Raw genomic sequence first — 23,127 nt, 5'->3', positions numbered from 1 at the left:
TCGCGTGTGTGAGTGAAGTGCCGATTGGCCGGCAGGACCGGCAACCGTTGTTATGTGGGAATTACTTGTGGCTCAGACGTCGCACCAGCCAGTCGCCGAACGTCTGCACCAGTTGCACGAAAACGATCAGGATCAACACCACGGTGATCATGACTTCCGGCAGGAAGCGCTGATAGCCGTATCGGATGCCGAGGTCGCCCAACCCGCCGCCGCCGATCGCGCCGGCCATCGCCGAGTAACCGACCAGGCTCACGAACGTGATCGTCAGACCGGCGACGATGCCGGGCAACGCCTCGGGCAGCAACACCTTCATGACGATCTGGCCGGTCGTCGCACCCATCGACTGGGCCGCCTCGATCAGACCACGGTCCACTTCACGCAGCGCGGTCTCGACCAGACGCGCCACGAACGGTGCGGCAGCAATCGTGAGCGGCACCACGGCGGCCATCGTGCCGATGGACGAGCCGACGATCAGTCGCGTGAACGGAATCACCGCCACGAGCAAGATGATGAACGGCGTCGAGCGCACGGCGTTGACGAGAATGCCGACGATCCGGTTGGTCGGCAGGTTCTGCAACACGCCGTTGCGGTCCGTCAGATACAGCAGCACGCCCAGCGGCACGCCCACGACCGCGCCGATCAGGCCGGAGATACCGACCATGATCAACGTCTCCCAGAACGACGAGACGAACAGATCGAACATTTCACTCCACATGGCTCAGCTCCTCTACGACAACGCCTTGACTGGCGAGGAACGCCATGGCTTCGGCCACGCGGGCCGGGGTGCCGCCCGCCATCACGGCGAGCGATCCGAACGCCTGCCCCTGGATCTCGTCGATCTGGCCATGCAGGATATTGAAATCGAGTTCGTAGCGGCGAATCGCTTCGGACAGCAGCGGCTGATCCACGCCCGCGCCGGAGAACGCCAGGCGATACAGATGGTCGTGGCCGTTGCCGATGCGCGACGCCACACGCTGACGCACGCCCTCGGGCAGCTCTTGCGCAATCACGTCGCCGATCAGCGCGCGGGTGACTTCGTGGCGCGGACGCAGGAACACGTCGATCACGGCACCCTGTTCGACCACACGGCCGGCGTCGAGCACCGCCACACGGTCGCAAACCTGCTTGATCACTTCCATCTGGTGCGTGATCAGCACGACCGTCAGGCCGAGTTCGCGGTTGATGCGCTTGAGCAGTTCGAGAATCGAACGGGTCGTCTCGGGGTCGAGGGCCGAGGTGGCTTCGTCCGAGAGCAGCACTTGCGGCTCGCTCGCGAGCGCACGGGCAATACCCACACGCTGCTTCTGACCGCCGGAAATCTGCGACGGATAGCGATCCTTCTGTGCGGTGAGGCCTACGAGTTCGAGCAGCGGCAACACCTTCGCACGAATCTCTTCGGCCGGCATGCCCGCGAGCTCCAGCGGCAGCGCCACGTTCTGGTAGACGGTGCGCGAGCTGAGCAGGTTGAAGTGCTGGAAGATCATGCCGATGCGACGGCGCGCCTTGCGCAGCTCGTCGGACGACAGCGAGGTCAGGTCTTGACCGTCGACGCGCACCGAACCGTCGCTGGGACGGTTGAGTAGGTTAATGACACGCACAAGCGTGCTCTTACCGGCGCCGCTTCGGCCGATGATGCCGAAAACTTCGCCGCGCTCGATCGACAGGCTGATATTGGAAAGCGCGTCGATCGGCCCCTTGGGTCCAGCGAAGCGCTGGGTAATGTTCTGGAGTTCGATCATGCAAAAAAATAGCAGCCCCACTGCCGAAACTTCCCGCACAGTGCCGCCGCCAAGACTCTATTTAGCGCAAAGGCAATATTCTAGCCCATGCGCCTAAATAGTTGAAAATAATAAAATTTGATCTCTTTATACGATTTTTCGCAGGTAGTGAGCACAGGCCTCAGGCCCGCCGTTCGTTGGCAAAATCGTCGAGCACTCTGATGACTTCGTCGAACTCCAGCGACTTGTCGAAAAAGTGCCGCACGCCCAGTTGCTGGCAGCGCTTGCGGTAGGTCGCGAGCGCATAGTTGGTCAGCACGATCGCCATCAGCTTTTCCAGCATGCCGTTGCTGTGCAGGTACGACAGCACGTCCATGCCCGAGCCGCGCCGCAACTGGATATCGACGATGACCGCGTCGAAGGAATCGTTTTCAAGGGTACGGACCGCGTCGTCGGCCGTCTCCGCCACGCCTGTCACTTCCAGCATCCCGCTCGATCCGAGCGCTTCGGACAGACTCTCGCGAATCACCGCCGAATCTTCGATCAGCAGCACCTTGAGGGGCGTACGCGTCCCCGTAAGCGTTGCTGCGTTCCCAGTTGACATGAAAGCCTCTCTCAACTGATCAGGCCGTTCTTGAGCGCATAAAGCGTCAGGTCGGCATTAGTTTTCAAATGCATCTTTTCCAGCACGCGTGCGCGATACGTGCTGACGGTCTTCACCGACAGATGCAACTCGTCGGCGATCTCGGTCGGCGTACGGCCCTGCGCCAGCTTGCAGAACACCTGGAATTCGCGCTCCGAAAGCTGCTCGTGCATGGGCTCGTCGACCGGCTTGTCGAGCTTCTGCGCCAGCAGGTCCGCCGTCACTTCGCTGACGTAGCGATGACCGCGTGCCACCGTGCGGATCGCCCGAATGATTTCTTCGGGCGCCGCATCCTTCATCAGATATCCGTCGGCGCCGGCGCGCAGCAGATTGACCGCGTATTGCGCTTCCGGATACGTGGACAGGAACAGCACACCCTGCTCGGGTCGCAATTGCTTGATCACGCGCAGGGTGTCGATGCCGTTCTTGTCAGGCATGGCGATATCCAACAGCACGACATCGAATTCGGTTTCGCGCACGGCACGAATCACCTCGTCCCCGCTCGCGGCTTCGCCCAGCACCTCCATGTCCGACTCGTCGGCAATGAATTGCTTGAAGCCGGTACGCACGATGGCGTGGTCGTCGGCAATGAGGATTTTTATTGTGAGTGACATCTAAGCTCCAGAGACTGTCCCCGTCGGCCTCCTGGCCGCACTTGAGTGAATTCGGTGCGCGCGCCATGGCCATCACTCCCGGTCGAGTAGATCCCGCATATCGTCGGCATGCTCTTCCTCGACGGCGAGGATTTCTTCGAGCAAGCGACGGGTTGTGGTATCCCGGTCGCCCAAATAATGAATCATCTCGCGGTAACTCTCAATCGCAATACGCTCGGCGACGAGGTTTTCGCGAATCATGTCGCGCAGGGTCTTACATGTGACGTACTCGGCATGGCTGCGCGAGGAAAGGCTGTCGGGCGAGAAATCCGGCTCGCCGCCCAGTTGCACGATACGCGCCGCGATGCGATCCGCGTGATCCTGCTCCTGCGTGGCGTGCTCGGCGAATTCGGCGGCCACCGGCTCGGAGTGAATCCCCGTGGCCATGAAATGATGGCGTTTGTAGCGCAACACGCAGACCAGTTCCGTGGCGAGCGCATCGTTGAGCATGTGCACGACCGCGTCGCGATCGGCCCGATAGTCCTCCGTGACGGCACCTTCGTCGAGGTGCTCACGGGCACGCTCGCGCAAGGCGCGAACGTCGATTTCGAAATCCTCTCCCGCGTGCTGGCTATGACCATTACCGGTCATCGCGTGCTTGGCCTGCTTGGCGTGCTGTTTAGCGTGCTTGGCGGTATGCATCTGCGAATCCTCCTGTAGCGGTTTGGCGAGTATGCCGGGGTTGGGTGGACGACATTGCGTCATCGCCAGATATGGCGAAGGGCGGCTCAGGCCGCCCTGCGTTCCCTGACGGTATCTATCGTCGGACCACCCCGAAGAGCAGCGTGACCAGGAAGATCACCAGGAAGATGAAGAACAGAATCTTCGCGATTTCAGCCGCACCCGCGGCGATTCCCGTGAAACCGAAAACCGCGGCGATCAACGCGATCACGAAGAAAACAACGGCATAGTGAAGCATCGCAACCTCCTTGAATGTCGATGGCCCGCGCGGCACATGTGGCACGCGCAGCGCGAACCGCTTGCCGCGCACCACATGGCGATGCTGCGGCGCAAAACTCGACCGCGCCGCAGCGCGCTTCTAGTCGACGATTTTCTTGGCGACGGTCAGGCCAAGCAGCAAGAAAACCACGAACAGCACCAGGAACAGTACGAACAGAATCTTCGCAATCCCGGCGGCACCGGCGGCGATCCCGGTAAAGCCCAACAGGCCTGCCACGATCGATACCAGCGCGAACAACAAAGCCCACTTCAGCATGGCGTTCTCCTTGGTTTCATATGTCGTTTCCCGGAGACTTTCTGGCTCCCTGCGGCGGGTGCACTGCCGTATCAGGCGGCACACCCACCCGAGGGCGCTGAATGAATAGTAGAAAAACGCCGCTCGCGGGACTGCCCGCGCGGCGCTGGTTTTTGCGTAGGAATTTGCTGACAATTGGGCGGATGGTGCGATTTTCGCCGTATGATCGAAGCACTCCCCGCTATCAACGGTCATCCAAACCCCGCCCAATGCCCCGATTTACGTCCTGGTTGCGTCGCCGAAGCTGGATCATCGCCATGATCGCTGCGATCGTCATCACGGTCGGCAGTCTGATCGGTCTGGAGTCGGCACACCGTCGTCTCGCATCCACCTACGAAGCGGCGCTGCAAAACATGACCGCCGCCAATGAGCTTAACGAGATCATTGCGCGGACCTCGACGGTGGTTGCAAGCCAGCGCGGCTATTTGCTCACGAACAATCCGGTCTATCTGGATCCGTATCTGTCGGCCGTGCGACGCATCCGCGATCTCTCCGCACTCATCATCCAGCATTACAAGGATGTGAACGACGATCAGGCCACGCGTGAATTCGCCCGTGTCATGACGATGTTCTCCCAGCGCATTACGGCGATGGACACCGCACGATCCGCCGTGACGCAAGGCGAGATGACGCTGGAGGAAGCCTTATCACCGGCCAATCTCGGCATCGGGACGATGGAACCGGTGCAGACCGGCATTACCGATCTCTATAACCGGGAACTGGCCCGCGCCCGCACCGCGCAGGACGACGGCCGCTTCGATCAGGCGATCTCGGCGGTCAGCGCCGGCGCACTGTCGGTGCTGACGATTCTGCTCTTCGTGCTGTTGTTCCGCTCGCTCGGCAAGCAGATGCGTCAGGAACAACTCGCCCGCGACCAGTTGCATGAGCAGCAGGCACACCTCGACAGGCTCGTGCGTGAGCGCACCGAACAACTCGACGAACTGGCCACCCACTTGCAGAACGTGAGCGAAGACGAGAAGACACGGCTGTCGCGCGAATTGCACGACGAACTCGGCGCGATTCTCACGGCGTGCAAGATGGATGTCACGTGGGCGCACCACAAGCTACGCAACGTCGAGCCGGTGATTTCCGAGAAACTCGCGCGCGCGCAACGCAATCTCGACTCCGGTATTCAGACCAAGCGCCGCATCATCGAGAACCTGCGGCCGACCGTGCTGATCAACTTCGGCCTCGTCACCGCGCTGCGCTCGCTCGCGGAAGAAACCGCCGATCAGCAACACTGGCAACTCGATCTCGATTTGCCTGAGGAAGACTTCGCGTTGCCCGAGTCGACCGCCATCGTGCTGTTCCGCGTGGCGCAGGAAGCGCTGACGAACGCGGGCAAGTACGCGCGTGCCACCACCGTGCGCGTCGCCCTCGCTTGCGACGACCAGCGCGTGCGCCTCGAAGTGATCGATAACGGCATCGGCCTCACGCAAGATCAGTTCAACAAGCCCAAAACGCACGGCCTTTTCGGCATGCGTCAGCGTGTATCGGCCAAGGGCGGACGCATCGACATTCACTCGCTGCCGCAGCGTCTGGGCACTGAGATTCAGGTGGTACTCCCCTTGTGCAATCCGGCCGATGCGATGGATATCGCGACCGAAGTCACCGAGAGCACCGTCTCGGCACAATCGGGCGAGGCATCGTCCGACAGCCCCAACGCGTCCGGCAAGACGGACGCCTCGCAGCCGCCCCGCCCGCCGGTCGGAATGCACTGACAGCGCAACCCGACTCCGCCTACACCGCGTTGCCCCCGCGGCTGACAGCACGATCACTTCGCACTCCCTACCATGGAATCACCTGCCGACGCCTTGAGGGGCGCGGATTGTGGTTTCCGGGCGTGCGCCGCACCGTGCGCGCCAAGTCTCGGAATCGCGGACTCCCCGCAGAAGCACCCGAACTAACCCAACACTGAGGAGTTGTTTATGAACTCGGATCTGATCAAGGGCAAGTGGAACCAGCTCAAGGGCGAAGCGAAGAAGAAGTGGGCCGACCTGACGGACGACGATCTGCTGAAGATCGAAGGCAATCGCGACAAGTTCGTCGGTGTGATCCAGGAGCGCTACGGCAAGGCCAAGGCCGATGCCGAGAAGGAAGTCGACACCTGGAATAACCAGCACAAGCTCTGGTAAGCCAGCGTCATTCGCGTGAGCCATGCCCGCCGGGAGGCGGGTGTGGCCCTTCCCCCGCTCGCGCGTCCTATGCGCTTCGGACGACATCATCTCTCCAAGGAGAAATCAAAATGAAACGATTGATCGCCATCGCACTGCTTTCGGGCTTCGCACTGGGCCTGGCCGGTTGCAACACCATCCACGGCGCGGGCAAGGACGTTGAAAAGGGCGGCGAAGCCATTCAGGGCGCGGCCGACCGCAACAAGTAACGCGGCATCGACCGCATCGACCGGTGTGTGACGACACCGGCGCGCAGCACCCGACAGCATCGACATCCCCCCGATACGCGACGCACGGCGCATGATGCATTCCCCATGCCGTCCGGGCGTCGCCCCATGCTCGCCCAATCCCCAGCCTAGGAGGACTCCAAGATGTCACATCGAATCGCTATGAACGTCCTGACCTGCGCCTGCATCGCGGCGGCAGGCATGCTCGGCGCCACGACGGCCAGCGCGGCCGATGCCGCGGCCAAGGACCGTTACGAAGCTGCCCAAAAGTCGGCCGAAGCGGACTACAAGGCTGCCTCCGCGCGTTGCGAGGACATGAAGGACAACGCCAAGAAGATTTGCGTGGAAGACGCGAAGGGCAAGGAGAAGATCGCCAAGGCTAACGCCGAAGGCGATTACAAGCAGACGCCGAAGGCCCGCTACGACGCGGCCATCGCCAAGGCCGACGCCGATTACAGCGTTGCCAAGCTGCGTTGCGACGACAAGAAGGGCAACGAGAAGGACGTTTGCGTGAAGGATGCCGACGCCGCCAAGACCAAGGCCTATGGCGACGCCAAGGTCATGCGTACGAGTCGCGAATCGTCCAAGGACACCATGGCGGCACGTCAGGATGCCAACGCCGACGCCAACAAGGCCGAGTACAAGGCGGCAATGGAGCGTTGCGACAGCCTGGCGGGCAATAGCAAGGACAGCTGTGTGGCCGACGCCAAGTCGCGCTATCACCAATAAGCTGCCGTGAGCACCGGCACTTACCGATTAGAACGACAGCAGGTTTAGCAGGGAGGAGGAGGCGTCTCGGTCCGTCACCACGGGTGAGCACCGGACGTCGGCACCGGGCGAGTGTTGCGCAAGCGGCATTCGCCCGGTGTTTTTGCGCCACAGGCCGCGCGCGCCATGTAAATGAATGTAACAAGTGTCGCGCGCCACGCGCGGCAGGCCACCCTCCGCCGCAGGGGGCGATGTCAACCGAAACGAGCGCAAAGCGTTGATTCTGAATAGAATAGAGGCCTGATTTTCACGTTTGGCGGCCGCTTTTCTACGCCCGAACGTTCCCCACACCGGATGGCTTCGCATACTTTGCAACAATTGCGTTGCGCCCCCGTTTCGGAACTTCAGTAAAGTAAAGCCAAGGAATCTGACGAACCACGGTGCCGGCGGGCACCAGGCGCGTCGAACGGCATGGTGCCGTTCGGGTGCCGTCATCAGTACGCTGCCAAGTCCGCAGGAGAAATGTCATGAAAACCAAGTTTGCCGCCTTTGCCATCGCCGGGGTCGCGCTCGCCGCGGGTGCGATCGGGACGGCGCAGGCACACGTTTCGGTCGGTATCGGTATTGGCGTACCGCTGATCGCACCGGCCCCGGTTTATGCGCCGGCACCGGTCTACGTTGCGCCGCCTCCGCCGGTCTACGTTGCACCTCCGCCCGTCTATGTCGCCCCGGCCCCGGTCTACTATGGCCCGCCGCCGGCGTACTACGGTCGTCCGTACGGTTACGGCGGCTACGGTCGTGGTTACTGGCGTCATGGCCGCTGGTACGGCTATTGATCGACGGCCGCCCCGATCGGTCGCTGAAACAAAACGCGCCGCCGACTGCGAGGTCGGCGGCGCGTTTTGTTTATGACAGCGGAAAGTCTTCGGCGACGCTCAGCGCGCCACCCGGTACGCGATGCGAAAGCCGCCCCAGTGACGCCCGTTCACATAGATCGGCGCGGACGCATCCTTCATCACCACGAACTCCCCGCCCCCCATATCGCGGCGATACGTTTGCAGCAGCAGCGGCTTGGTGTTGCGTCCGGCCGCCGCCCCCGTGCGGTCGTTGAACAGACGCCGATTGCGACAGTGCGCGGCGTTCCACACGGGATCGTTCGTCGGCGCTTGTGAGAACTTGCGGTTGTGCGTCGGCAGATAACCGTTTTCGTCGACCGCCGCACAGAACGTGATGCGCTCGTTCATGCCGAGCAACGGTTCCTGAATCGCAGGCAGCGTCTCATCGGTGAAGCGCGTGAAACGCGCCATCAGCTGCTGCGGGTTCGAGCCCGGAATCGGTTCGTAGCGACGGTCGAACAATTCCTGCTCGCTGATCTTGCCCTTCGCGAGCGCCGCCTCGAAGCTCTCCCCGACCTGCTTGGCCGCACGACGCACCGCCCGAATGAAGGGCGTGTCTTCCGTCTCGACATCCGCTTCCGCAATCAACCCGATCAGATGCTCCGACACCGACAGCAGTCCGTTGATGCGCTCGCGCGCACTCTCGACGTGATCGGCGGAATGCGTCACGCCGTCGGCCATTTCGTCGACGTGAGCGGCCAGCGTGTTGCATTCGTTTTCGATGGCTTCGCTGGCCTGTGCGATCTGTCCGGCCTGACGGTCGAACGTATCGAGCGCAGTGCCCGCCGTCTCGATCACGCTCGCGATGGCACGGGTGCCTTCACGGGCGTCGTTAGCGCGTGCGACGTTAGCGTTGCTCTCCCGCATGAGACGCTCGGTGCGCTCGCTGAGCGCCGCCAGCGTGTGTTCGATCTGCTGCGTGGCTTCCGCCGTCTTGCTCGCGAGCAGTTTGACCTCGGTCGCCACGACCGCGAAGCTGCGCCCCGCCGCGCCGGCCCGTGCGGCTTCGATGGCCGCATTCAGAGCGAGCAGATTGGTCTGGCGCGCGATGACAGAGATGCCTTCGGCGACCTTGCCGACGTGATCGAGCGCTTCGCGCAAGCCGGAGATTTCGTCCGCCATCCCGGAAACGCCTTCGACAAGGCCATGAATCGACGCGAGCGACGCATCGGCCGTGCTGCGCGATGCCGAGATTTCCGCACTGGCGCGATCGGCCACGTCACGGGCCTCGCGCGCAGCCCCGGCAATACGCTGATTCCCTTCGCTGGTATCGGTCGCGGCGCGGCGAAGCTCCTGAAACACTTCAGCCTGACGCTTGATGCGAACGGCGATTTCGTCGACGTTGCCCGCGATATCGCACAACTCCACACCGAGGGTGCCGGCATTGTCCGCCACCTCGTTCATGATGTTGACGGTCTGCCCCGCTCCCCTTGAGCGTGTGAATAGCCCCATCGTCAGTCTCCTCGCATCTCTGATCTGCTTGTTATGACGAGGGCGAGACGGTCGCCGGAACTGCGAAAAACGTAAAACGCCGGATCGACGTCTGCGCCACACGTATGGGTATCTTTTTTTACCCGGTGTCGAAAAGTATAACGGGAGAAAAAACGGTGGACTTGAGGGTTTCTTCGCGTGATTCGTCCCCGTTTTCTCTATTTTTCGACGTTTGTATGGGCACCCTCTCACGCAGGGCTTACGCGGGACTTACTGCCTGACGCTAAGCCAGCTTCAAGCCGCTCTCAAGGCACCCGCCAACGCATCGGCCAGCGCTACGACCAGCCCGCCCGCGTCGCGGCGGCGCAGCAACGCGACTTCGCTGTCGGCATTCGCGTCGTCGAGCGCAACCCGGCGCACGTCCGGCCCGGCGAGCGCCGCCAGGCTCTGCGGCACAATCGCCACGCCAAAGCCTGCGGCGACCAGATTGACGAGGGTCGCCTTGCGCGACGTGGCCGCCGCCGCCGTCGGAAAGAAGCCGTGTTGCTGACACAGTTGCGCGACCCGGTAGCTCAGCCCACCGCGCTCTCGATGCGGCAGCGACACGAACGGCTCGCCCGCCAGCGCCGCCACGCTCACTGACGCCACGTCTGCCAGTGCATGATCGCTGGCCACCAGCAGAAGCAAGCGCTCGCGGGCAATCGTCTCGCAAACGAGCGACGGCGCAGGGCGCAGCACGGGCAATCGCACCAACCCCAGATCGATGCGCCCGGCTTCGACTTCGTCCTGTTGTTGTTCGGAAGACAGTGTCGAGACGTCGACGCTCACGCCGGGGTTCGCCCGAAGGTGCGCGCGCAGCGCCACCGGTAGCCCCCCGGCAAACGGCACCGAACTGGAATGCGCGAGCCGCACGGTGCCTTGCTCGCCGCGCGCCACACTGCGGGTGAGTGCGACGGAGCCTTCGAGTTCGGTCAGCACGCGTCGCGCTTCGGTGACGAACGTCCGTCCGGCGGGCGTGAGCGTCACGCCTTTCGACGAGCGTTCGAGCAACACCGCCTGCAACTCCTTTTCAAGCTCGGAGATCTGGCGGCTCAACGCCGACTGCGCCACGAACAGGCGCTCGGCCGCCGCGCTGAACCCGCCCGCGTCGACCACTTCCAGGAAATAACGCAACTGCCGCAGCGACACCATGACTATGCCGTTTCGAGATCGAACATCGCCACATTCTATATTGGCGCGACGCCCACACACGGCCCTATGCTGACGGAAAACCCGCGTGCTCTCAGGCCCCTGCGCCAGCGCGCTCCGCATCGAATTTGCATCGCATCCCGACGCCGCCACCATGCTCGCCACGCTAGCCAACTCACCACTCGACTCACTTGACTCGTTCGGCTCACTCACTGCGGCCCTTCCGACACCTGGCCACTGGCTGCTGATGAGCGCAGCGCTCGTCGTCGCCTATGTGATTTTCGGCGTCGCGGGCTTCGGCACGGCGCTCGTCGCCAGTCCTATCCTGGCTTACGCGATGCCTGTCGCTCAGATCGTGCCGATGCTCGCACTGCTCGACTTCAGCGCGGCGTCAGGCAACGTTCTGCGCAATGCCCGCGCCGCCGATATGAGTGAGTTGCGACGTCTGCTGCCCGCGATCGTGATCGGCAGCCTCGCAGGCGGCGCGCTGCTATTGCGGCTGCAACCGGAACTGCTGCTCAGGGCGCTCGCGTGGTTCGTCTGCGCTTATGCGGTGTTTTCGCTGATCGGGCCGCGTGCGAAATCGCGTCTGTCGCAGGCATGGGCGATTCCGTTCGGCGCGGTGGGTGGGATGTTCGGGGCGATGTTCGGCAGCGGGGGCTTCGTCTTCGCCATCTATCTGACGAGTCGCCTGGAGCGCGTGGAGGCAATGCGGGTAACGCAGGCGACACTCATCGGCTTCAGCACACTCTCGCGCGCCGTACTGTTCCTGCTGGCGGGCGTCTACGCCAACGTGTCGATGCTGGTGACGGCCGTCTCGCTTGTCCCCGCCATGGTCGTCGGCATGTGGCTCGGCAAACACATCACGCTGCGGCTCTCGCGCCAGCAGTTCGTGCGCGCGGTGAATCTCGTGGTGCTAGCCGCAGGCATCGCATTGCTGATACGCAGCCGGTAAACATCGCGCCAACAAGCGGGTATGTGGCTATGCGGGTATGCTGACGGCCATTCTTACGCGGCGGTCCGCTCATGTCCCTCCCTGCCCTGCTGGTCTTTGGCGAAGCCCTCACGGACCTGATCCGTCAACCGGAGAGCGACGGCCGCCAATGGGTGAGTCGTGCGGGCGGCGCCTGCTGGAACGTCGCCCGCGTGACGGCCGCCATGGGCGTGGCGACGGGCTACGGCGGTGCCATCAGCACACACGCCCCGTTCGGCACCGAACTGCTCGCACTCTCGCGCGAAGCCGGGCTGGACGAGCGCTACTGGCAAGCCGTGGATGCGCCACCGCTCGTCGCCGTCGTCCACCGACACGATCCCCCCGCGTATTTCTTTCTCGGCGACGGCGCAGCCGATCTGGCATTCGACCCGGCGGCCTTGCCCGTCGGCTGGCAGGACGCCGCGCGCGTTGCGCATTTCGGCTGCATCAGTCTTGTTCGGGAGCCGCTGGCGAGCACGCTGCTCACCATCGCGCAGACGTTGCACGACGCCGGCGTCGCGATCAGCTTCGATCCGAACCTGCGCAATCTGATGGGACCGGCGTACTTCGCCACGTTCAGTCGCATGGCGAGGCGCTCAACGTGGATCAAGCTCTCGGTGGAAGATTTGCGCGGCCTCTACCCGACGCATACCGACGACGACGCCCTCGCCGACGTCCGCCGCCTCGCCCCGCAAGCGCAAATTCTGTTGACGGACGGTGAGCGCGGCATGCGCTTGCTGCTGCCGGACGGTAGTGCCATCGTTCAACCGGCGTTCGACGTCGAAGTGGCCGACACCGTTGGCGCAGGCGATGCAGCTATCGGCGGCTGGCTGGCGAGCCTGTCCCGGACGCCTGACGCGCCGCTCGCCGTCCATTTGCGCCGCGCTGCGGCCGCCGCTGCGCTGGCCTGTACCCGCACCGGCGCTCACGCGCCCGGCTGGGATGACGTTGAAGCACTAGCCCGGATCTGACCACCGGCTCGATTCGGACCCACGCATCAAGTCAATCATCCGAATACTGGCTATGATGAGAGTCAATCATCACCCTAGCCGATACATTCGACACTATGACGCCCGACCAATTGCTGACCTTCGCGACGGTGGCCGAACTGGGCAACATCAGCCATGCGGCGCAGGCGTTGCACCTGTCGCAGCCTGCCGTTTCCGGGCAATTGCGGCTGTTGCAGGAGTCGTTCGGCGAGCCGCTGTACCGGCGCGACGGACGCGGTATCCGCCTGACCGCCGTGGGCGAGCAGGTGGCTGTCTACGCGAACAAGCTGCGTCAGGACTACCGGCAGGCGATGGCGCTGCGCGACAGCTTGCGAGGTCTGGAGACGGGCGCGCTGCGCATTGGCGCGAGTACGACACCGGCGAGCTACCTGTTGCCATACGTCATCGCGGAATTCCATCAGCGCTACCCGGCGGTGGCGCTGCATATCGTCGACGGCAACACCAGTGAGATCGTAGCGCAGCTCGACCGGCTCGACGTCGCCTTTATCGAGGGTGCGGTGCCGCCGGGGTTGTCGCCGGAGATTGCGGTGCGGCCGTGGCGCGACGACGAGATCGTGGCGATTGCGCGCGCCGACCACCCGCTCGCACAGCACCCGGCAGGCGCGTCGTTGCAGAGCATCGCCGGCTATCCGCTGATCATGCGCGAACCCGGCTCGGGTGTGCGCGCGCTGGTGGCGCGTGCCTTCTCGGTATCGGGGCTGGAGCCGCGCGTGGCGCTCGAACTCGCGGGGGTGGAAAGTATCAAGGAAGCCGTGCGTGCGGGCATGGGGGTGGGCTTTGTGTCGGCCATGTCGATGCGTCACGAAGACGCTGCGCTTGCGACGGTGCGCATCGATCCGCCGCATGGCCTCAAGCGTCTGCTGACCGCCCTCGTGCCGCATGCGGACGCGTTATCGCGTCCCACCGAGCGCTTTCTCGCCCAGTGTTTTGCAGGGGACGCCACCGATCCGGCCCCGATGCGGTGACACGTGACAACGACCCCATCGTACGCAGCACGGCACTCGTCGCATCGCGAAGAACCGGATCGGCGCGTCAGGCCGATCTCCTAAGGCCCTATTTAAAATCCCACGCCATTTGCTCGGCGACCGACGTCGCTTCCGAAGACCGCACGCAAACATCCAGATAATCGGTCACGGCGGGCGGCGGGGGCGTCCCCTCGCCGAGCAGACGACGGTTGTCGAACACGTAGTCCAGCGCTGCGAACGCGCCATAGCGGCGCAACGCCTTCGCCATCAGGCGACTATTGCCGTGTCCCAACTGACGCGCCAGCGCAGGTGTCAGTCGGTCGATCTCCGCTTCGCCGATGTGACGGAAGCGCTCGCCAAGGGGTGCCACACCACGCGCTCTGGCCAGCGCCGCCTCGATCTCGCGAATCGTGCGCGCGCTGCCCTCGCCCGCCGACACGTGATACAGGTCGTGACGCAGTCGGGGCAGAAAAGCGAGATCGATCAGGGCATCCGCGCAGTAATCGACCGGCACAACGTCGAGACGGTCGTCGAGCCCACACGTGAACGCGCCCAGCAACTGCACCATCCGGAACATCCAGAAGATGCTGCCCGACGGCTCGCACCCGAGGCGCGTATGCCCCACCACGATGGACGGTCGCGCGATCACCAACGGCAGGCCCGGCCACTCGCTGCGCAAACGCCGTTCGGCCTCCGCCTTCGACGCCGTATAGGCCACCACCTGATGATCGGCAAGCGCCAGCTCGTGCGATTCCCTCACCACACCGGACAAGGCATCGCCACACGCCATTGCGGTGCCGACGTGCACAAACCGCTCCAGCACCGGCGACGCCGCAACCGCGCGTGCCAGTGCCAACGTCCCGGTCACGTTGACGGTATCGAGTTGCGGATGCGCCGAGAAGCTCGCAATCGCCCCGGCGTGAATCACGTGGGTGACGCTGCGCATGCGCGGGTCGTCGTCGAACGTCACCGGTTGCGCCAGATCGCCGCAAACGATGTTCGCTTCGGTGAGTGTCAACCGATGCACGGGTGCCACGCGAAAACGGTCCATTGCGGCGCGCACACGGGCAAGACCGTCGCTGCTGGTACGCGCGCGCACGAGCAGCAATAGCGACGGACCGAAGCCGTCCTTCAGAAGTTGGGCGACGACTGCGCCGCCCACAAAACCGGTACTGCCGGTGACGAGAATTCGCATGGCGATGGCCTCACAGAACGATATGCGTCGCAGATCGCCCGATCAGAACGTGATCAGAACGTGTAATCGAGCGTTGCGGCGGCCTGATAGTTGGTCTTGTTGAAGACGATGGGGCTCTTGGCCGCGTTGCCGGTGTAGCGCATCACGCCACCCGCGACCGTCGTGCTCCAGTGCTTGGTAAATTTGTGCGTCCAGTTCGCCGTCAGGCTCACGCCGTAGAGGCCGCCGCCGGGGGCGTACTGACCGAAGCCCGAGTTAAGACTCTGGTTGGCTGTCACACCAAAATAGGTTTGCGCGTACTTGCCGCTGGCGAAGTGCGCGGTCGCGCCAATGCCGACGGAATCCGCCGCCGACTTGTAGAGCACGCTATCGACCGCGAAGCGATAGATGTTGCCGCGGTCGCGGTTGGTCAGCGGAATGTCGGTCGCGACACTCACGACGGCCAGATCGCCGATCGCGTAGCCGGCTTGCAGCGTGGTGAAAACCGACCCCTTGATGTTGCCCATGCCACGCAGCTTCTTCGAGCCGGAGTCGAGCCCTTTGGGGTCGTCCTTACGACCACCGTCATACGACAGTGAGGCAGACACAAAGAAGCCTGCCGGCAGCGACAGGCGATAACCGATGCCGCTCAGGCCAATGAACACGCCAATGGGCGTTTGCAGCGCGAGGTTCAGTGCGGGCGTCGCACGGTACTCGTCGCTGCCCATGTAGCGCGGCGAGACACCGACGCCGCCGCCGAGGGTGAACTCGTAGCCGCTTTCCGCTGCGTTCGTGGGCAAACTCGGGTCCGGCTGGATGCCGCTGTATCGCGCCGGTTCGACAGCGAACGTGGGCGAGGCGACGCCCGCGAAAAGCACGCCCGCTGCCCCGGCCACCGCAAGGTGGTGCAAATGGCGATTGCCGCGATGGCTTCGATGGGCGCGAAGGCGACGGAGGGGGCTGGCGAGACGGCTTTTCATGGCACTCCTACAAAATTCGATGAGTTTCGGTGGTGAGGAAATCCGGTCTTGGGTAAGACCTGGCATTGCGACCTGCGGATGGATCGCGAGTTGAACGCATGGTAGGCAAGAAGCCTTCGCGTGGCTGTTATCCGATTTAGGAGAGTTGTGAACAAATGTTTTCAATTGTTCGCAGGTTTGAAACGCCCGCCTGGCGGGCTTGCGGGGCAGTAAAATGCGCCTCACGGGAGTGCTGCCGGACATCTGGCGATTAACGCCGGACGTGGAAAACCGGGCGGCACAGAAAAATTGACAGGAATAACGACCATGTATCGAGTCTTGCTGGTCGAAGACGATGCACGCCTTGCCGCACTCGTTACCGAATATCTGCACGCTTACCGCTTCGAAGTGATGGTCGTGGGCGACGGCTCGCGCGCGCTGGAGCGGTTTCGCGCGTTTTCGCCGGACATCGTGATCCTCGATCTGATGCTGCCGGGGATGGACGGCATGGAGATCTGCCGCCAGTTACGCGCCGTGAGCGCCACGCCGATTCTGATTCTCACCGCGCGCGAAGATACCTACGATCAGGTAGCGGGGCTGGAAGTCGGGGCGGACGACTATGTCGTCAAGCCGGTCGAGCCGCGTTTGCTGCTGGCGCGACTTCGGGCGCTGTTGCGGCGTGTGGTGCCGAGCACCGAGCTTGAACTCGAGAGCGACGATGGGCTCGCATTCGGCCAGTTGCGGATCGTGCCGCGCGATCGCATGGTGTTCTGGCGCGGCGCATCGGTCGAGCTGAAGTCCAACGAGTTCAGCCTGCTCCTGATATTGGCGCGAGGTGCCGGGCGAGTCGTCACGCGCGACGAGATTCTTCAGCAGTTGCGCGGCATCGAATTCGACGGCATCGATCGCACGGTGGATGTCGGCATCTACCGGTTGCGCAAACGCTTTGAAGATACGGACGGTGAACCGCAGCGCATCAAAACCGTTTGGGGCCGGGGCTATCTGTTCAGCCCCTCGGCCTGGGAAAGTTGAAGGGAAATAAAGGGAGAGTTAGGGCATGTTTCGCGTCCTATTGAAGCTGTACGCGCTGGTGGGCATTTCTATCGTTGCTTCGATTCTGATCATCACCTACACGTTCGGCCATCTGTTTCTGGACACCATGAACAGCTCCGCGCAAAAGCAACTGGGCGGTTATGCGTGGCTGATCAACGAAAAACTCGGTGATATCCCGGAATCCGAGTGGCCGCAGTTCGTCAGCGAATTTGCCGCGAAAACGCAGGACACCCTGACGCTCCAACCGCTCAAGGACTTCCCGGTAGAACGCGAGTACCTTCGCCACGATCTCGAGGCGGGGCTGCCGATCGTGAACGGCACCGACGGCGAGCACTACGCCATGCGCCTGCGCAATTCGCAATGGGTTCTGACGTCGGAAAGCGGTACCGATCTGAGCATGAAACAGATCAATTACCTTGCCTATGCAGTGGTGGCCATCCTCATGCTGATCTCCGTGTTGACCTGGGTGCGTTGGTACTGGACCGATCTGAAATCGCTCAACCGTGCCGCGATTCGCTTCGGCGAAGGCGATTTCAGCTCACGTGCCAAGGTGTCGCGCTTTTCGAACCTCACCGCGCTGGTGCGCGTGTTCAACACCATGGCCGACCGTATCGAGCGGTCCATCAAAGCGCAGAAGGACATGATCAATGCCGTGTCGCACGAATTGCGCACGCCGATTGCACGGCTGGATTTCGGGCTGGAGATCTTGCAGCAACGGCGTCAGGAACCGGACGCCGACGACCGGATCAACGCGCTCAAGGGCGACATACGCGAGCTGGATGAACTGGTAACGGAGTTGCTTTCGCTCGCGCGACTCGACCAGATCACTGCACCACCGATGCGTCAGACGGTGTCGTTACGCCTGATGTTCGACAGCCTGGCAGCGAATTGCACGGAGGTGCTGGCGACGCGCTCGATTGCGCTGGACATCGCGGCCGAGCCGGGCGCGGATCGTGTGGAAGTAGAACCGAAGCTGATGGCGCGGGCAGTACAGAACCTGCTCAACAATGCGATGCGGCATACGTCACGACGCATCGTCTGCGGCGCACGGGCGTGCGAGAACGGCGAGGTGATGATTTACGTGGACGACGACGGCGAGGGTGTCCCGGCAGCAGAGCGCGCGCGCATCTTCGAGCCGTTCCATCGACTGGACAGCAGCCGCAACCGCGCGACGGGTGGCTTCGGCCTGGGTTTGGCCATCGTGCGTCGCATCGCCCTGCTCCACGGTGGCCGCGTGCGCGTCGATACCTCACCACTCGGCGGCGCACGCTTCACAATCACGTTGCCGGCACCACCCGCCTGAAAGCTCACGACCTTCGTATCACCTGCGTTGTTTATTTGCAGAAATTGCTCTAAACGTTTGAGTTTTTGCAAATAAATAACGCGATTCCCACTTCCCCTCTGTCCGCCCCTCCCCATCCTGCTTCGTTGAGCATCTAGCAAGCCTCCCTCTTTCGGACAGCGACACATTGTCATGTTCGCGACATGTTGGCCGCTTACATTGGCGGCTCAATTTAATCCCAAAGAGGACCTTGAAATGAAACCCAACCTCCGCATCGCGGCGGCAGGGTGCTGCCTGGCGTTCGCCAGCAGCCTGCCCATGCCCGCTCTGGCCCAGTCAAACGTTCAGCTTTACGGCTTGATCGACTCGGGCGTCGAATTCCTCACCAACGCCGATAAGAACACCGCCGGTAGCGCCGTGAACCTCACGCGTGTCACCTCGGGCAACCTCGCCGGTTCGCGCTGGGGCCTGAAGGGCACCGAAGACCTCGGCGGCGGCAACAAGGCGTTGTTCCTGCTCGAAAACGGCTTCAACCTCGGTAACGGTCAATCGCTTCAGGGCGGCCGCGAGTTCGGCCGTCTGGCCTACGTCGGCCTGTCGAACAAGTCGTTCGGCACCGTCACGATCGGCCGCCAGGGCGGTGTGTTCCTCGACTGGGTGAGCAAGTTCAACCCGCTCAACAACGCCGTGTACGCCATCAAGATGCAAGATACGGCGTTCTCCGACCGTCTCGACAACAGCCTTCGCTACAGCGCCAAGCTCGGCGACTTCGAAGCGATGGTCCAGTACTCGAAGGGCTACGACGACGTGAGCTTCGGCGCAGCCAGCACCACGCCGGGCGACAACCGTCGCGCACAAGTCGTCGACGCCGGCGTGCGCTACGCCAACGGCCCGCTCTCGTTCGTCATCGCTTACGACCAGAAGAACGGCGGCTCGACCCTGCCCAACGCCGCCATGACGTCGAAGGTCGGCGGCTATGAAGGCAACATGGACCGCCGTATCGCTGCGGCCGTGCAGTACTCGCTGCAAAGCGTCGATCTGTACGTCGGCTACCGTTACCTGAACGCCAAGGCCATCCACCTCTCGGCCCTGAACAAGAGCCCGGTGGAGGCGTCGAGCTACTACTGGATCGGCTCCACGTGGCACGCCACGCCGGCACTCGACCTGTCGGCCACGGCCATGTATCAGGACTTCTACGGCACGAACCGCGACCCGCTGTCGTTCCAGGTCAGCGCCGACTACAGCTTCTCGAAGCGTACGGACGTCTACGTCAACATGGGCTACGTCGTGAACCGCAACGGCTCCGATCTCGGTCTGAACGGTTTCGGCACCAACGTCATCGCCGGCAAGAACCAGTTCGGTACGATGGCCGGTATCAAGCACGCGTTCTGATGACGAGCGACGCTCTGCTGCCGCCGCAAGGCGGCATACCGAGCCGGCCGCAGGGCCTGTGCGTGTCGCTGCGCGCGCTGCACCAGACTTTCGGTGCGGCGCGCGTGCTCGACGGCATCGACATCGATGTCCCGGCCGGCACCACGACCGCTTTGCTCGGCCCGTCCGGATGCGGCAAGAGCACACTGCTCAAACTGCTCGCCGGCCTGCTCGCCCCCACGGGGGGCGAAATCCGTTTCGACGACACCGTTGTCGCCAGCGCCAGCGTTTGCCACGCCCCCGAGCTGCGCTCGCTCGGCATGGTCTTTCAGGACTATGCCCTGTGGCCGCATATGAGCGTGGCCGCCAATGTGGCATTCCCGCTGGAAATGCGCGGTGTGAAACGCGCCGAGCGTGCCGAGCGCGTCGAAGAAGCGCTCACGCTCGTCGGCCTCGCCGGTCTGGGTGCCCGCCGTCCGCAGGCACTTTCCGGCGGCCAGCAGCAGCGCGTTGCGCTCGCGCGCGCCATTGTCTCGGCCCCGCGTCTGCTCCTGTTCGACGAACCGCTCTCCAACCTCGACCGCGATCTGCGCACGCGTTTGTGCGCCGATATCGGCGCGCTGCTCTCGCGCCTTGGCACCACTGCCGTGTATGTCACCCATGACCGCGAAGAAGCCGAGGCGCTGGCCGACCAGATCGTGATCCTCGCCCAAGGGCGCGTTGACAAACGTATTACGAGGTAGCCCATAATGCTCCACCGCAAAATTATCGCGACACTCACCATGGCCTTTGCTGCAAGCGTTGGCGTTCAACACGCGCACGCGCTGACCGTCTATACCGCCGGCCCCGGCAACCTCAGCAAGAAGCTCGCTGCAGGTTTCGAGAAGAAGACCGGTATCAAAGTCGATGTATTTCAAGCCACGACCGGCAAGGTGATGGCACGCATCGAAGCCGAACAGGCCAACCCGCGTGCCGACGTGCTCATCTCGGCCTCGTGGGACACCGCGCAGGATCTCGAAAAGCGCGGCTGGCTCGCCCCGTTCCAGAGCGCCAACGCCTCGCGCGTGCCGGCCCCGTTCAAGACGACGCACTACGTCGCGCAAGGGCTCTCCGCGCTCGGCATCGTCTGGAACGCCAAGTCGGGCACGCCGGAACCGCATGACTGGCGCGATCTGACCAAGCCCGCCTACCGCAATCTCGTGACGATGCCGGACCCGGCCCTCTCGGGTGCGTCTGCCGACCTGCTGCTGGGTCTGCAAGCGCGTCTGGGCGGCGAAGCGTGGAAGCTCTTCGACGACCTGAAGCAAAACGGCATGGTCGTGTCCGGTCCGAACGCGCAGGCGCTCAACCCGGTGCTGCAAGGCGCGAAGGCCGCCGTGTTCGGCGCGGTCGACTATGTCGCCTATGCCGCCGCCGCACAGGGCGAAGCCGTGAAGGTGATCTTCCCGACGAGCGGTACGGTCATCGCACCGCGTCCGATGATGATTCTGAACACGTCGAAGCAGCAGAACGAAGCGCGTCAGTTCATCGATTACGTGCTCTCGGAAGAAGGCCAGCAGATGGTGGCCGAAGCGTGGCTGATTCCGGCCCGCGAAGACATCGCCATCAAGCGCGCGTCGTTCAAGGATCTGCGTCTGCTGCCGCAAGGCGACGCGCAATCGTCGAGCGCCTCGCGTGCCGACGTCCTGGCACGTTTCACCAAACTCAACGGCCAGCACTAACGGTGAAATCGCTCCGACTACTGCCGACGACGACCGTTGCAGCGCTCGCCGTCGTGGTGGCGTTGCCAGTCGCGTTCGTTCTGCTACAGGCTGTCTTTCCGCATCTCGCGCAGGGATCGTTCGCTGATCCCTTCTCCGCTGTCTGGCCGACGCTGTCGCATGACAGCACTCTGCCGCTCGTCACCAATACGCTGAGACTCGGCGTGTCGGTGGCGCTCGGCACGGCGCTGATCGGTGGCGCGCTCGGTGCTGTGCGCGGCCTGTTTCACGTACCGGGCGCGCGGCTCTGGGATCTGTGCTTTCTCCTGCCGTTTCTCGTGCCGCCGTATCTCGCGGCACTCGGCTGGATGCTGTTGCTGCAAACGGGCGGCTACGCCCAGCAGCTCACCGGCATGGACGCCGGACAGTTCCTGTTCTCGCTGCCGGGCCTCGTCTTCGTGATGACGCTCAACATCTTTCCCGTTGTCTACTTTGCGGTGTCGCGCGCGCTCGCGACTACCGGCTCGCGACTGGCAGACGTTGCTCGCGTGCACGGTGCTTCCGCGTGGCGTGCATTTGCGCGGGTGACGCTACCGCTCGCACTGCCGGCGTTCGCGGCCAGCCTGTTGCTCGCGTTCACGATGGCTATCGAAGAGTTCGGCGCACCCGCGGCGCTCGGCGCGCGCGCCGGATTCTCGGTGCTCGTCACGTCCATCGAGGGCCGCTTCGCCGACTGGCCGATCGACCTGCCGGGCGCGTCGATTCTGTCGGTCGTGCTGGCGGTCCTCGCGCTCTTCGCCTTCGTGTTGCAACACCGGCTCGCGGCGGGCAAGGACTTCGAGACGCAGACGGGCAAGCCCATCGCATCGCCCCCGCGCGAGCTGGGACGCTGGAAAGGTCTCGCGCTCTTCGGTTTCGCCTTCGTGGCGCTGCTAGCCACCGTGGCACCGCTGTTCTCGATTCTTGCCACAGCGTTCTCGGGCACGCTCTCGGGCGGCCTGTCGGTCGCGAACCTGACGACGGCGCATTTCGCGGCGTTGCTCGGTCAGGGTGCGGAGGGGCTTGAGGCGTTGGCGACGAGTCTGTCGCTGGCGCTGGGCACGTCGCTCGTCACGGGCGTGCTGGGCTTCCTGTGCGCGTGGTGTGTCGTGAAATCGACGATGCGAGGCCGCGTGCTGATCGACGGCCTCTCGCTGCTGCCGCATGCGTTGCCGGGCATCGTTGTCGGCGTGGGCCTGATCCTCGCTTGGAACCTGCCGTTCTGGCCCGTCACGCCGTACAACACATGGGGCATTCTGCTGCTGTCTTACAGCTGCCTGCTGCTGCCGTATCCGGTGCGCTACACGAGCGCTGCGTTGCGGCAGACGGCGGCGTCGCTCGAAGCCGCTGCGCGCGTGCACGGAGCGCCGGCGCGTGTCGCGTTGCGACGCATCACGCTCCCGCTGGTGATGCCCGCGCTCGGCGCGTCGCTGATGATCGTCTTCGCGATTGCATCGCGCGAACTCGTGACTTCGCTGCTGCTCGCCCCGAGCGGCGTACAGACGGTCTCGATCTTCGTGTGGCGTCAGTTCGAGCAAGGCTCCATCGGTCAGGGCATGGCGATGGGCGTCGTCTCGATGACCGTGAGCGGCACGTTGCTCATGCTGGCGTCGCGCCTCGGGAACAAGCGCGAGCGCGCCGCCTGATCCAAACGCTGTCATGACGAAGGGGCGCGCTGCCGGTCACCGGTCAGTGCGCCCCTTTTTCA

At 63.5% G+C, this 23,127-nt stretch carries 25 protein-coding genes; 14 read left to right on the top strand and 11 right to left on the bottom strand.

Annotated features, from left to right (window positions below):
* Positions 1-61: 61 nt before the first annotated feature.
* From PAQ31011_RS20760 to PAQ31011_RS20730, 7 genes are all read right to left on the bottom strand, one after another.
* On the bottom strand, positions 62-715 hold the full coding sequence (locus PAQ31011_RS20760) for a methionine ABC transporter permease (protein WP_039400341.1): 654 nt from the start codon (positions 713-715) through the stop codon (positions 62-64).
* Complete coding sequence (locus tag PAQ31011_RS20755) at positions 705-1,739, bottom strand: methionine ABC transporter ATP-binding protein (RefSeq protein WP_150577611.1); 1,035 nt, start codon at positions 1,737-1,739, stop codon at positions 705-707. Before PAQ31011_RS20755 ends, PAQ31011_RS20760 begins: the two co-directional genes overlap by 11 nt.
* 160 nt (positions 1,740-1,899) lie before the next feature.
* Positions 1,900-2,322, bottom strand: a complete 423-nt coding sequence (locus PAQ31011_RS20750; RefSeq protein WP_150577610.1) for a response regulator — start codon at positions 2,320-2,322, stop codon at positions 1,900-1,902.
* 11 nt (positions 2,323-2,333) lie between these two features.
* Positions 2,334-2,975, bottom strand: a complete 642-nt coding sequence (locus PAQ31011_RS20745) for a response regulator (protein WP_039400349.1) — start codon at positions 2,973-2,975, stop codon at positions 2,334-2,336.
* Between the two features lie 72 nt (positions 2,976-3,047).
* Positions 3,048-3,605 carry a ferritin-like domain-containing protein gene (locus PAQ31011_RS20740; protein WP_150577733.1) on the bottom strand — a complete coding sequence of 186 codons (558 nt, stop codon included), beginning with the start codon at positions 3,603-3,605 and terminating at the stop codon, positions 3,048-3,050.
* Between the two features lie 166 nt (positions 3,606-3,771).
* Positions 3,772-3,933 (bottom strand): DUF1328 domain-containing protein, encoded by a 162-nt coding sequence (locus PAQ31011_RS20735; protein WP_039374862.1) that lies wholly within the window; start codon positions 3,931-3,933, stop codon positions 3,772-3,774.
* A 120-nt stretch (positions 3,934-4,053) separates the two neighbouring features.
* Positions 4,054-4,230, bottom strand: a complete 177-nt coding sequence (locus PAQ31011_RS20730) for a DUF1328 family protein (protein WP_150577609.1) — start codon at positions 4,228-4,230, stop codon at positions 4,054-4,056.
* 296 nt (positions 4,231-4,526) lie between these two features.
* Between PAQ31011_RS20730 and PAQ31011_RS20725 the strand changes: the two genes are divergently transcribed.
* From PAQ31011_RS20725 to PAQ31011_RS20705, 5 genes are all read left to right on the top strand, one after another.
* Positions 4,527-5,990 carry a sensor histidine kinase gene (locus tag PAQ31011_RS20725; protein WP_174990218.1) on the top strand — a complete coding sequence of 488 codons (1,464 nt, stop codon included), beginning with the start codon at positions 4,527-4,529 and terminating at the stop codon, positions 5,988-5,990.
* 207 nt (positions 5,991-6,197) lie between these two features.
* On the top strand, positions 6,198-6,404 hold the full coding sequence (locus tag PAQ31011_RS20720; protein WP_150577607.1) for a CsbD family protein: 207 nt from the start codon (positions 6,198-6,200) through the stop codon (positions 6,402-6,404).
* 110 nt (positions 6,405-6,514) lie between these two features.
* The gene (locus PAQ31011_RS20715) at positions 6,515-6,652 is read left to right on the top strand and encodes an entericidin A/B family lipoprotein (RefSeq protein WP_039374867.1); all 138 of its coding nucleotides are present in this window, start codon (positions 6,515-6,517) and stop codon (positions 6,650-6,652) included.
* Positions 6,653-6,832: 180 nt separating this feature from the next.
* Positions 6,833-7,399, top strand: a complete 567-nt coding sequence (locus tag PAQ31011_RS20710) for a hypothetical protein (RefSeq protein WP_246179705.1) — start codon at positions 6,833-6,835, stop codon at positions 7,397-7,399.
* Between the two features lie 506 nt (positions 7,400-7,905).
* The gene (locus PAQ31011_RS20705; RefSeq protein WP_150577605.1) at positions 7,906-8,214 is read left to right on the top strand and encodes a hypothetical protein; all 309 of its coding nucleotides are present in this window, start codon (positions 7,906-7,908) and stop codon (positions 8,212-8,214) included.
* Positions 8,215-8,313: 99 nt separating this feature from the next.
* Here PAQ31011_RS20705 and PAQ31011_RS20700 read toward each other — a convergent pair whose 3' ends face one another.
* Positions 8,314-9,726, bottom strand: a complete 1,413-nt coding sequence (locus tag PAQ31011_RS20700; protein WP_150577604.1) for a methyl-accepting chemotaxis protein — start codon at positions 9,724-9,726, stop codon at positions 8,314-8,316.
* A gap of 273 nt (positions 9,727-9,999) precedes the next feature.
* Entirely contained in the window at positions 10,000-10,896 is an 897-nt protein-coding gene (locus tag PAQ31011_RS20695; protein WP_150577603.1) for a LysR substrate-binding domain-containing protein, read from the bottom strand.
* 85 nt (positions 10,897-10,981) lie between these two features.
* Here PAQ31011_RS20695 and PAQ31011_RS20690 point away from each other — a divergent pair, with 85 nt between their 5' ends.
* The 3 genes from PAQ31011_RS20690 (at position 10,982) to PAQ31011_RS20680 (ending at position 13,841) form a co-directional block, all read left to right on the top strand.
* Positions 10,982-11,848 (top strand): sulfite exporter TauE/SafE family protein, encoded by an 867-nt coding sequence (locus tag PAQ31011_RS20690; RefSeq protein WP_246179704.1) that lies wholly within the window; start codon positions 10,982-10,984, stop codon positions 11,846-11,848.
* 71 nt (positions 11,849-11,919) lie between these two features.
* Positions 11,920-12,837, top strand: a complete 918-nt coding sequence (locus tag PAQ31011_RS20685) for a carbohydrate kinase family protein (RefSeq protein ID WP_150577602.1) — start codon at positions 11,920-11,922, stop codon at positions 12,835-12,837.
* A 95-nt stretch (positions 12,838-12,932) separates the two neighbouring features.
* Positions 12,933-13,841, top strand: coding sequence for a LysR family transcriptional regulator (locus tag PAQ31011_RS20680; RefSeq protein WP_150577601.1), 909 nt, complete (start codon positions 12,933-12,935; stop codon positions 13,839-13,841).
* Between the two features lie 88 nt (positions 13,842-13,929).
* Here the strand turns inward: PAQ31011_RS20680 and PAQ31011_RS20675 are convergent, their stop codons facing one another.
* Entirely contained in the window at positions 13,930-15,036 is a 1,107-nt protein-coding gene (locus PAQ31011_RS20675) for an SDR family oxidoreductase (protein ID WP_150577600.1), read from the bottom strand.
* A gap of 53 nt (positions 15,037-15,089) precedes the next feature.
* Positions 15,090-15,995: a MipA/OmpV family protein gene (locus PAQ31011_RS20670; protein ID WP_174990217.1), complete on the bottom strand. Its 906-nt coding sequence runs from the start codon at positions 15,993-15,995 to the stop codon at positions 15,090-15,092.
* Positions 15,996-16,283: 288 nt separating this feature from the next.
* On the opposite strand from PAQ31011_RS20670, the gene PAQ31011_RS20665 reads away from it, so the two are divergent.
* From PAQ31011_RS20665 to PAQ31011_RS20640, 6 genes are all read left to right on the top strand, one after another.
* A complete protein-coding gene (locus PAQ31011_RS20665; protein ID WP_425495125.1) occupies positions 16,284-17,006 on the top strand; it encodes a response regulator in 723 nt (240 codons plus the stop codon).
* 25 nt (positions 17,007-17,031) lie between these two features.
* The gene (locus tag PAQ31011_RS20660; RefSeq protein WP_150577597.1) at positions 17,032-18,330 is read left to right on the top strand and encodes an ATP-binding protein; all 1,299 of its coding nucleotides are present in this window, start codon (positions 17,032-17,034) and stop codon (positions 18,328-18,330) included.
* Positions 18,331-18,564: 234 nt separating this feature from the next.
* Positions 18,565-19,701 (top strand): porin, encoded by a 1,137-nt coding sequence (locus tag PAQ31011_RS20655; RefSeq protein WP_150577596.1) that lies wholly within the window; start codon positions 18,565-18,567, stop codon positions 19,699-19,701.
* Complete coding sequence (locus PAQ31011_RS20650; protein ID WP_150577595.1) at positions 19,701-20,423, top strand: ABC transporter ATP-binding protein; 723 nt, start codon at positions 19,701-19,703, stop codon at positions 20,421-20,423. The genes PAQ31011_RS20655 and PAQ31011_RS20650 overlap by 1 nt, the downstream gene beginning before the upstream one ends.
* A 39-nt stretch (positions 20,424-20,462) precedes the next feature.
* Positions 20,463-21,401, top strand: coding sequence for an ABC transporter substrate-binding protein (locus PAQ31011_RS20645; protein WP_246179703.1), 939 nt, complete (start codon positions 20,463-20,465; stop codon positions 21,399-21,401).
* A 2-nt stretch (positions 21,402-21,403) separates the two neighbouring features.
* Entirely contained in the window at positions 21,404-23,065 is a 1,662-nt protein-coding gene (locus tag PAQ31011_RS20640; RefSeq protein ID WP_150577593.1) for an ABC transporter permease, read from the top strand.
* Positions 23,066-23,127 lie beyond the last annotated feature (62 nt).

Origin of the sequence: Pandoraea aquatica, from assembly GCF_902459565.1 — a bacterium.
In the GTDB taxonomy this organism is placed as follows: Bacteria; Pseudomonadota; Gammaproteobacteria; order Burkholderiales; family Burkholderiaceae; genus Pandoraea; species Pandoraea aquatica.
The sequence above is the reverse complement of the archived record's forward strand: the minus strand, read 5'-3'. Positions and strand labels throughout refer to the sequence as shown.

What these genes read in the sequence shown, in the direction of transcription:
- PAQ31011_RS20760 (WP_039400341.1), bottom strand. Translation starts at nt 715, where the DNA reads ATGTGGAGTGAAATGTTCGATCTGTTCGTCTCGTCGTTCTGGGAGACG.
- PAQ31011_RS20755 (WP_150577611.1), bottom strand. Translation starts at nt 1,739, where the DNA reads ATGATCGAACTCCAGAACATTACCCAGCGCTTCGCTGGACCCAAGGGG.
- PAQ31011_RS20750 (WP_150577610.1), bottom strand. Translation starts at nt 2,322, where the DNA reads ATGTCAACTGGGAACGCAGCAACGCTTACGGGGACGCGTACGCCCCTC.
- PAQ31011_RS20745 (WP_039400349.1), bottom strand. Translation starts at nt 2,975, where the DNA reads ATGTCACTCACAATAAAAATCCTCATTGCCGACGACCACGCCATCGTG.
- PAQ31011_RS20740 (WP_150577733.1), bottom strand. Translation starts at nt 3,605, where the DNA reads ATGACCGGTAATGGTCATAGCCAGCACGCGGGAGAGGATTTCGAAATC.
- PAQ31011_RS20735 (WP_039374862.1), bottom strand. Translation starts at nt 3,933, where the DNA reads ATGCTTCACTATGCCGTTGTTTTCTTCGTGATCGCGTTGATCGCCGCG.
- PAQ31011_RS20730 (WP_150577609.1), bottom strand. Translation starts at nt 4,230, where the DNA reads ATGCTGAAGTGGGCTTTGTTGTTCGCGCTGGTATCGATCGTGGCAGGC.
- PAQ31011_RS20725 (WP_174990218.1), top strand. Translation starts at nt 4,527, where the DNA reads ATGATCGCTGCGATCGTCATCACGGTCGGCAGTCTGATCGGTCTGGAG.
- PAQ31011_RS20720 (WP_150577607.1), top strand. Translation starts at nt 6,198, where the DNA reads ATGAACTCGGATCTGATCAAGGGCAAGTGGAACCAGCTCAAGGGCGAA.
- PAQ31011_RS20715 (WP_039374867.1), top strand. Translation starts at nt 6,515, where the DNA reads ATGAAACGATTGATCGCCATCGCACTGCTTTCGGGCTTCGCACTGGGC.
- PAQ31011_RS20710 (WP_246179705.1), top strand. Translation starts at nt 6,833, where the DNA reads ATGAACGTCCTGACCTGCGCCTGCATCGCGGCGGCAGGCATGCTCGGC.
- PAQ31011_RS20705 (WP_150577605.1), top strand. Translation starts at nt 7,906, where the DNA reads ATGAAAACCAAGTTTGCCGCCTTTGCCATCGCCGGGGTCGCGCTCGCC.
- PAQ31011_RS20700 (WP_150577604.1), bottom strand. Translation starts at nt 9,726, where the DNA reads ATGGGGCTATTCACACGCTCAAGGGGAGCGGGGCAGACCGTCAACATC.
- PAQ31011_RS20695 (WP_150577603.1), bottom strand. Translation starts at nt 10,896, where the DNA reads ATGGTGTCGCTGCGGCAGTTGCGTTATTTCCTGGAAGTGGTCGACGCG.
- PAQ31011_RS20685 (WP_150577602.1), top strand. Translation starts at nt 11,920, where the DNA reads ATGTCCCTCCCTGCCCTGCTGGTCTTTGGCGAAGCCCTCACGGACCTG.
- PAQ31011_RS20680 (WP_150577601.1), top strand. Translation starts at nt 12,933, where the DNA reads ATGACGCCCGACCAATTGCTGACCTTCGCGACGGTGGCCGAACTGGGC.
- PAQ31011_RS20675 (WP_150577600.1), bottom strand. Translation starts at nt 15,036, where the DNA reads ATGCGAATTCTCGTCACCGGCAGTACCGGTTTTGTGGGCGGCGCAGTC.
- PAQ31011_RS20670 (WP_174990217.1), bottom strand. Translation starts at nt 15,995, where the DNA reads ATGAAAAGCCGTCTCGCCAGCCCCCTCCGTCGCCTTCGCGCCCATCGA.
- PAQ31011_RS20660 (WP_150577597.1), top strand. Translation starts at nt 17,032, where the DNA reads ATGTTTCGCGTCCTATTGAAGCTGTACGCGCTGGTGGGCATTTCTATC.
- PAQ31011_RS20655 (WP_150577596.1), top strand. Translation starts at nt 18,565, where the DNA reads ATGAAACCCAACCTCCGCATCGCGGCGGCAGGGTGCTGCCTGGCGTTC.
- PAQ31011_RS20650 (WP_150577595.1), top strand. Translation starts at nt 19,701, where the DNA reads ATGACGAGCGACGCTCTGCTGCCGCCGCAAGGCGGCATACCGAGCCGG.
- PAQ31011_RS20645 (WP_246179703.1), top strand. Translation starts at nt 20,463, where the DNA reads ATGGCCTTTGCTGCAAGCGTTGGCGTTCAACACGCGCACGCGCTGACC.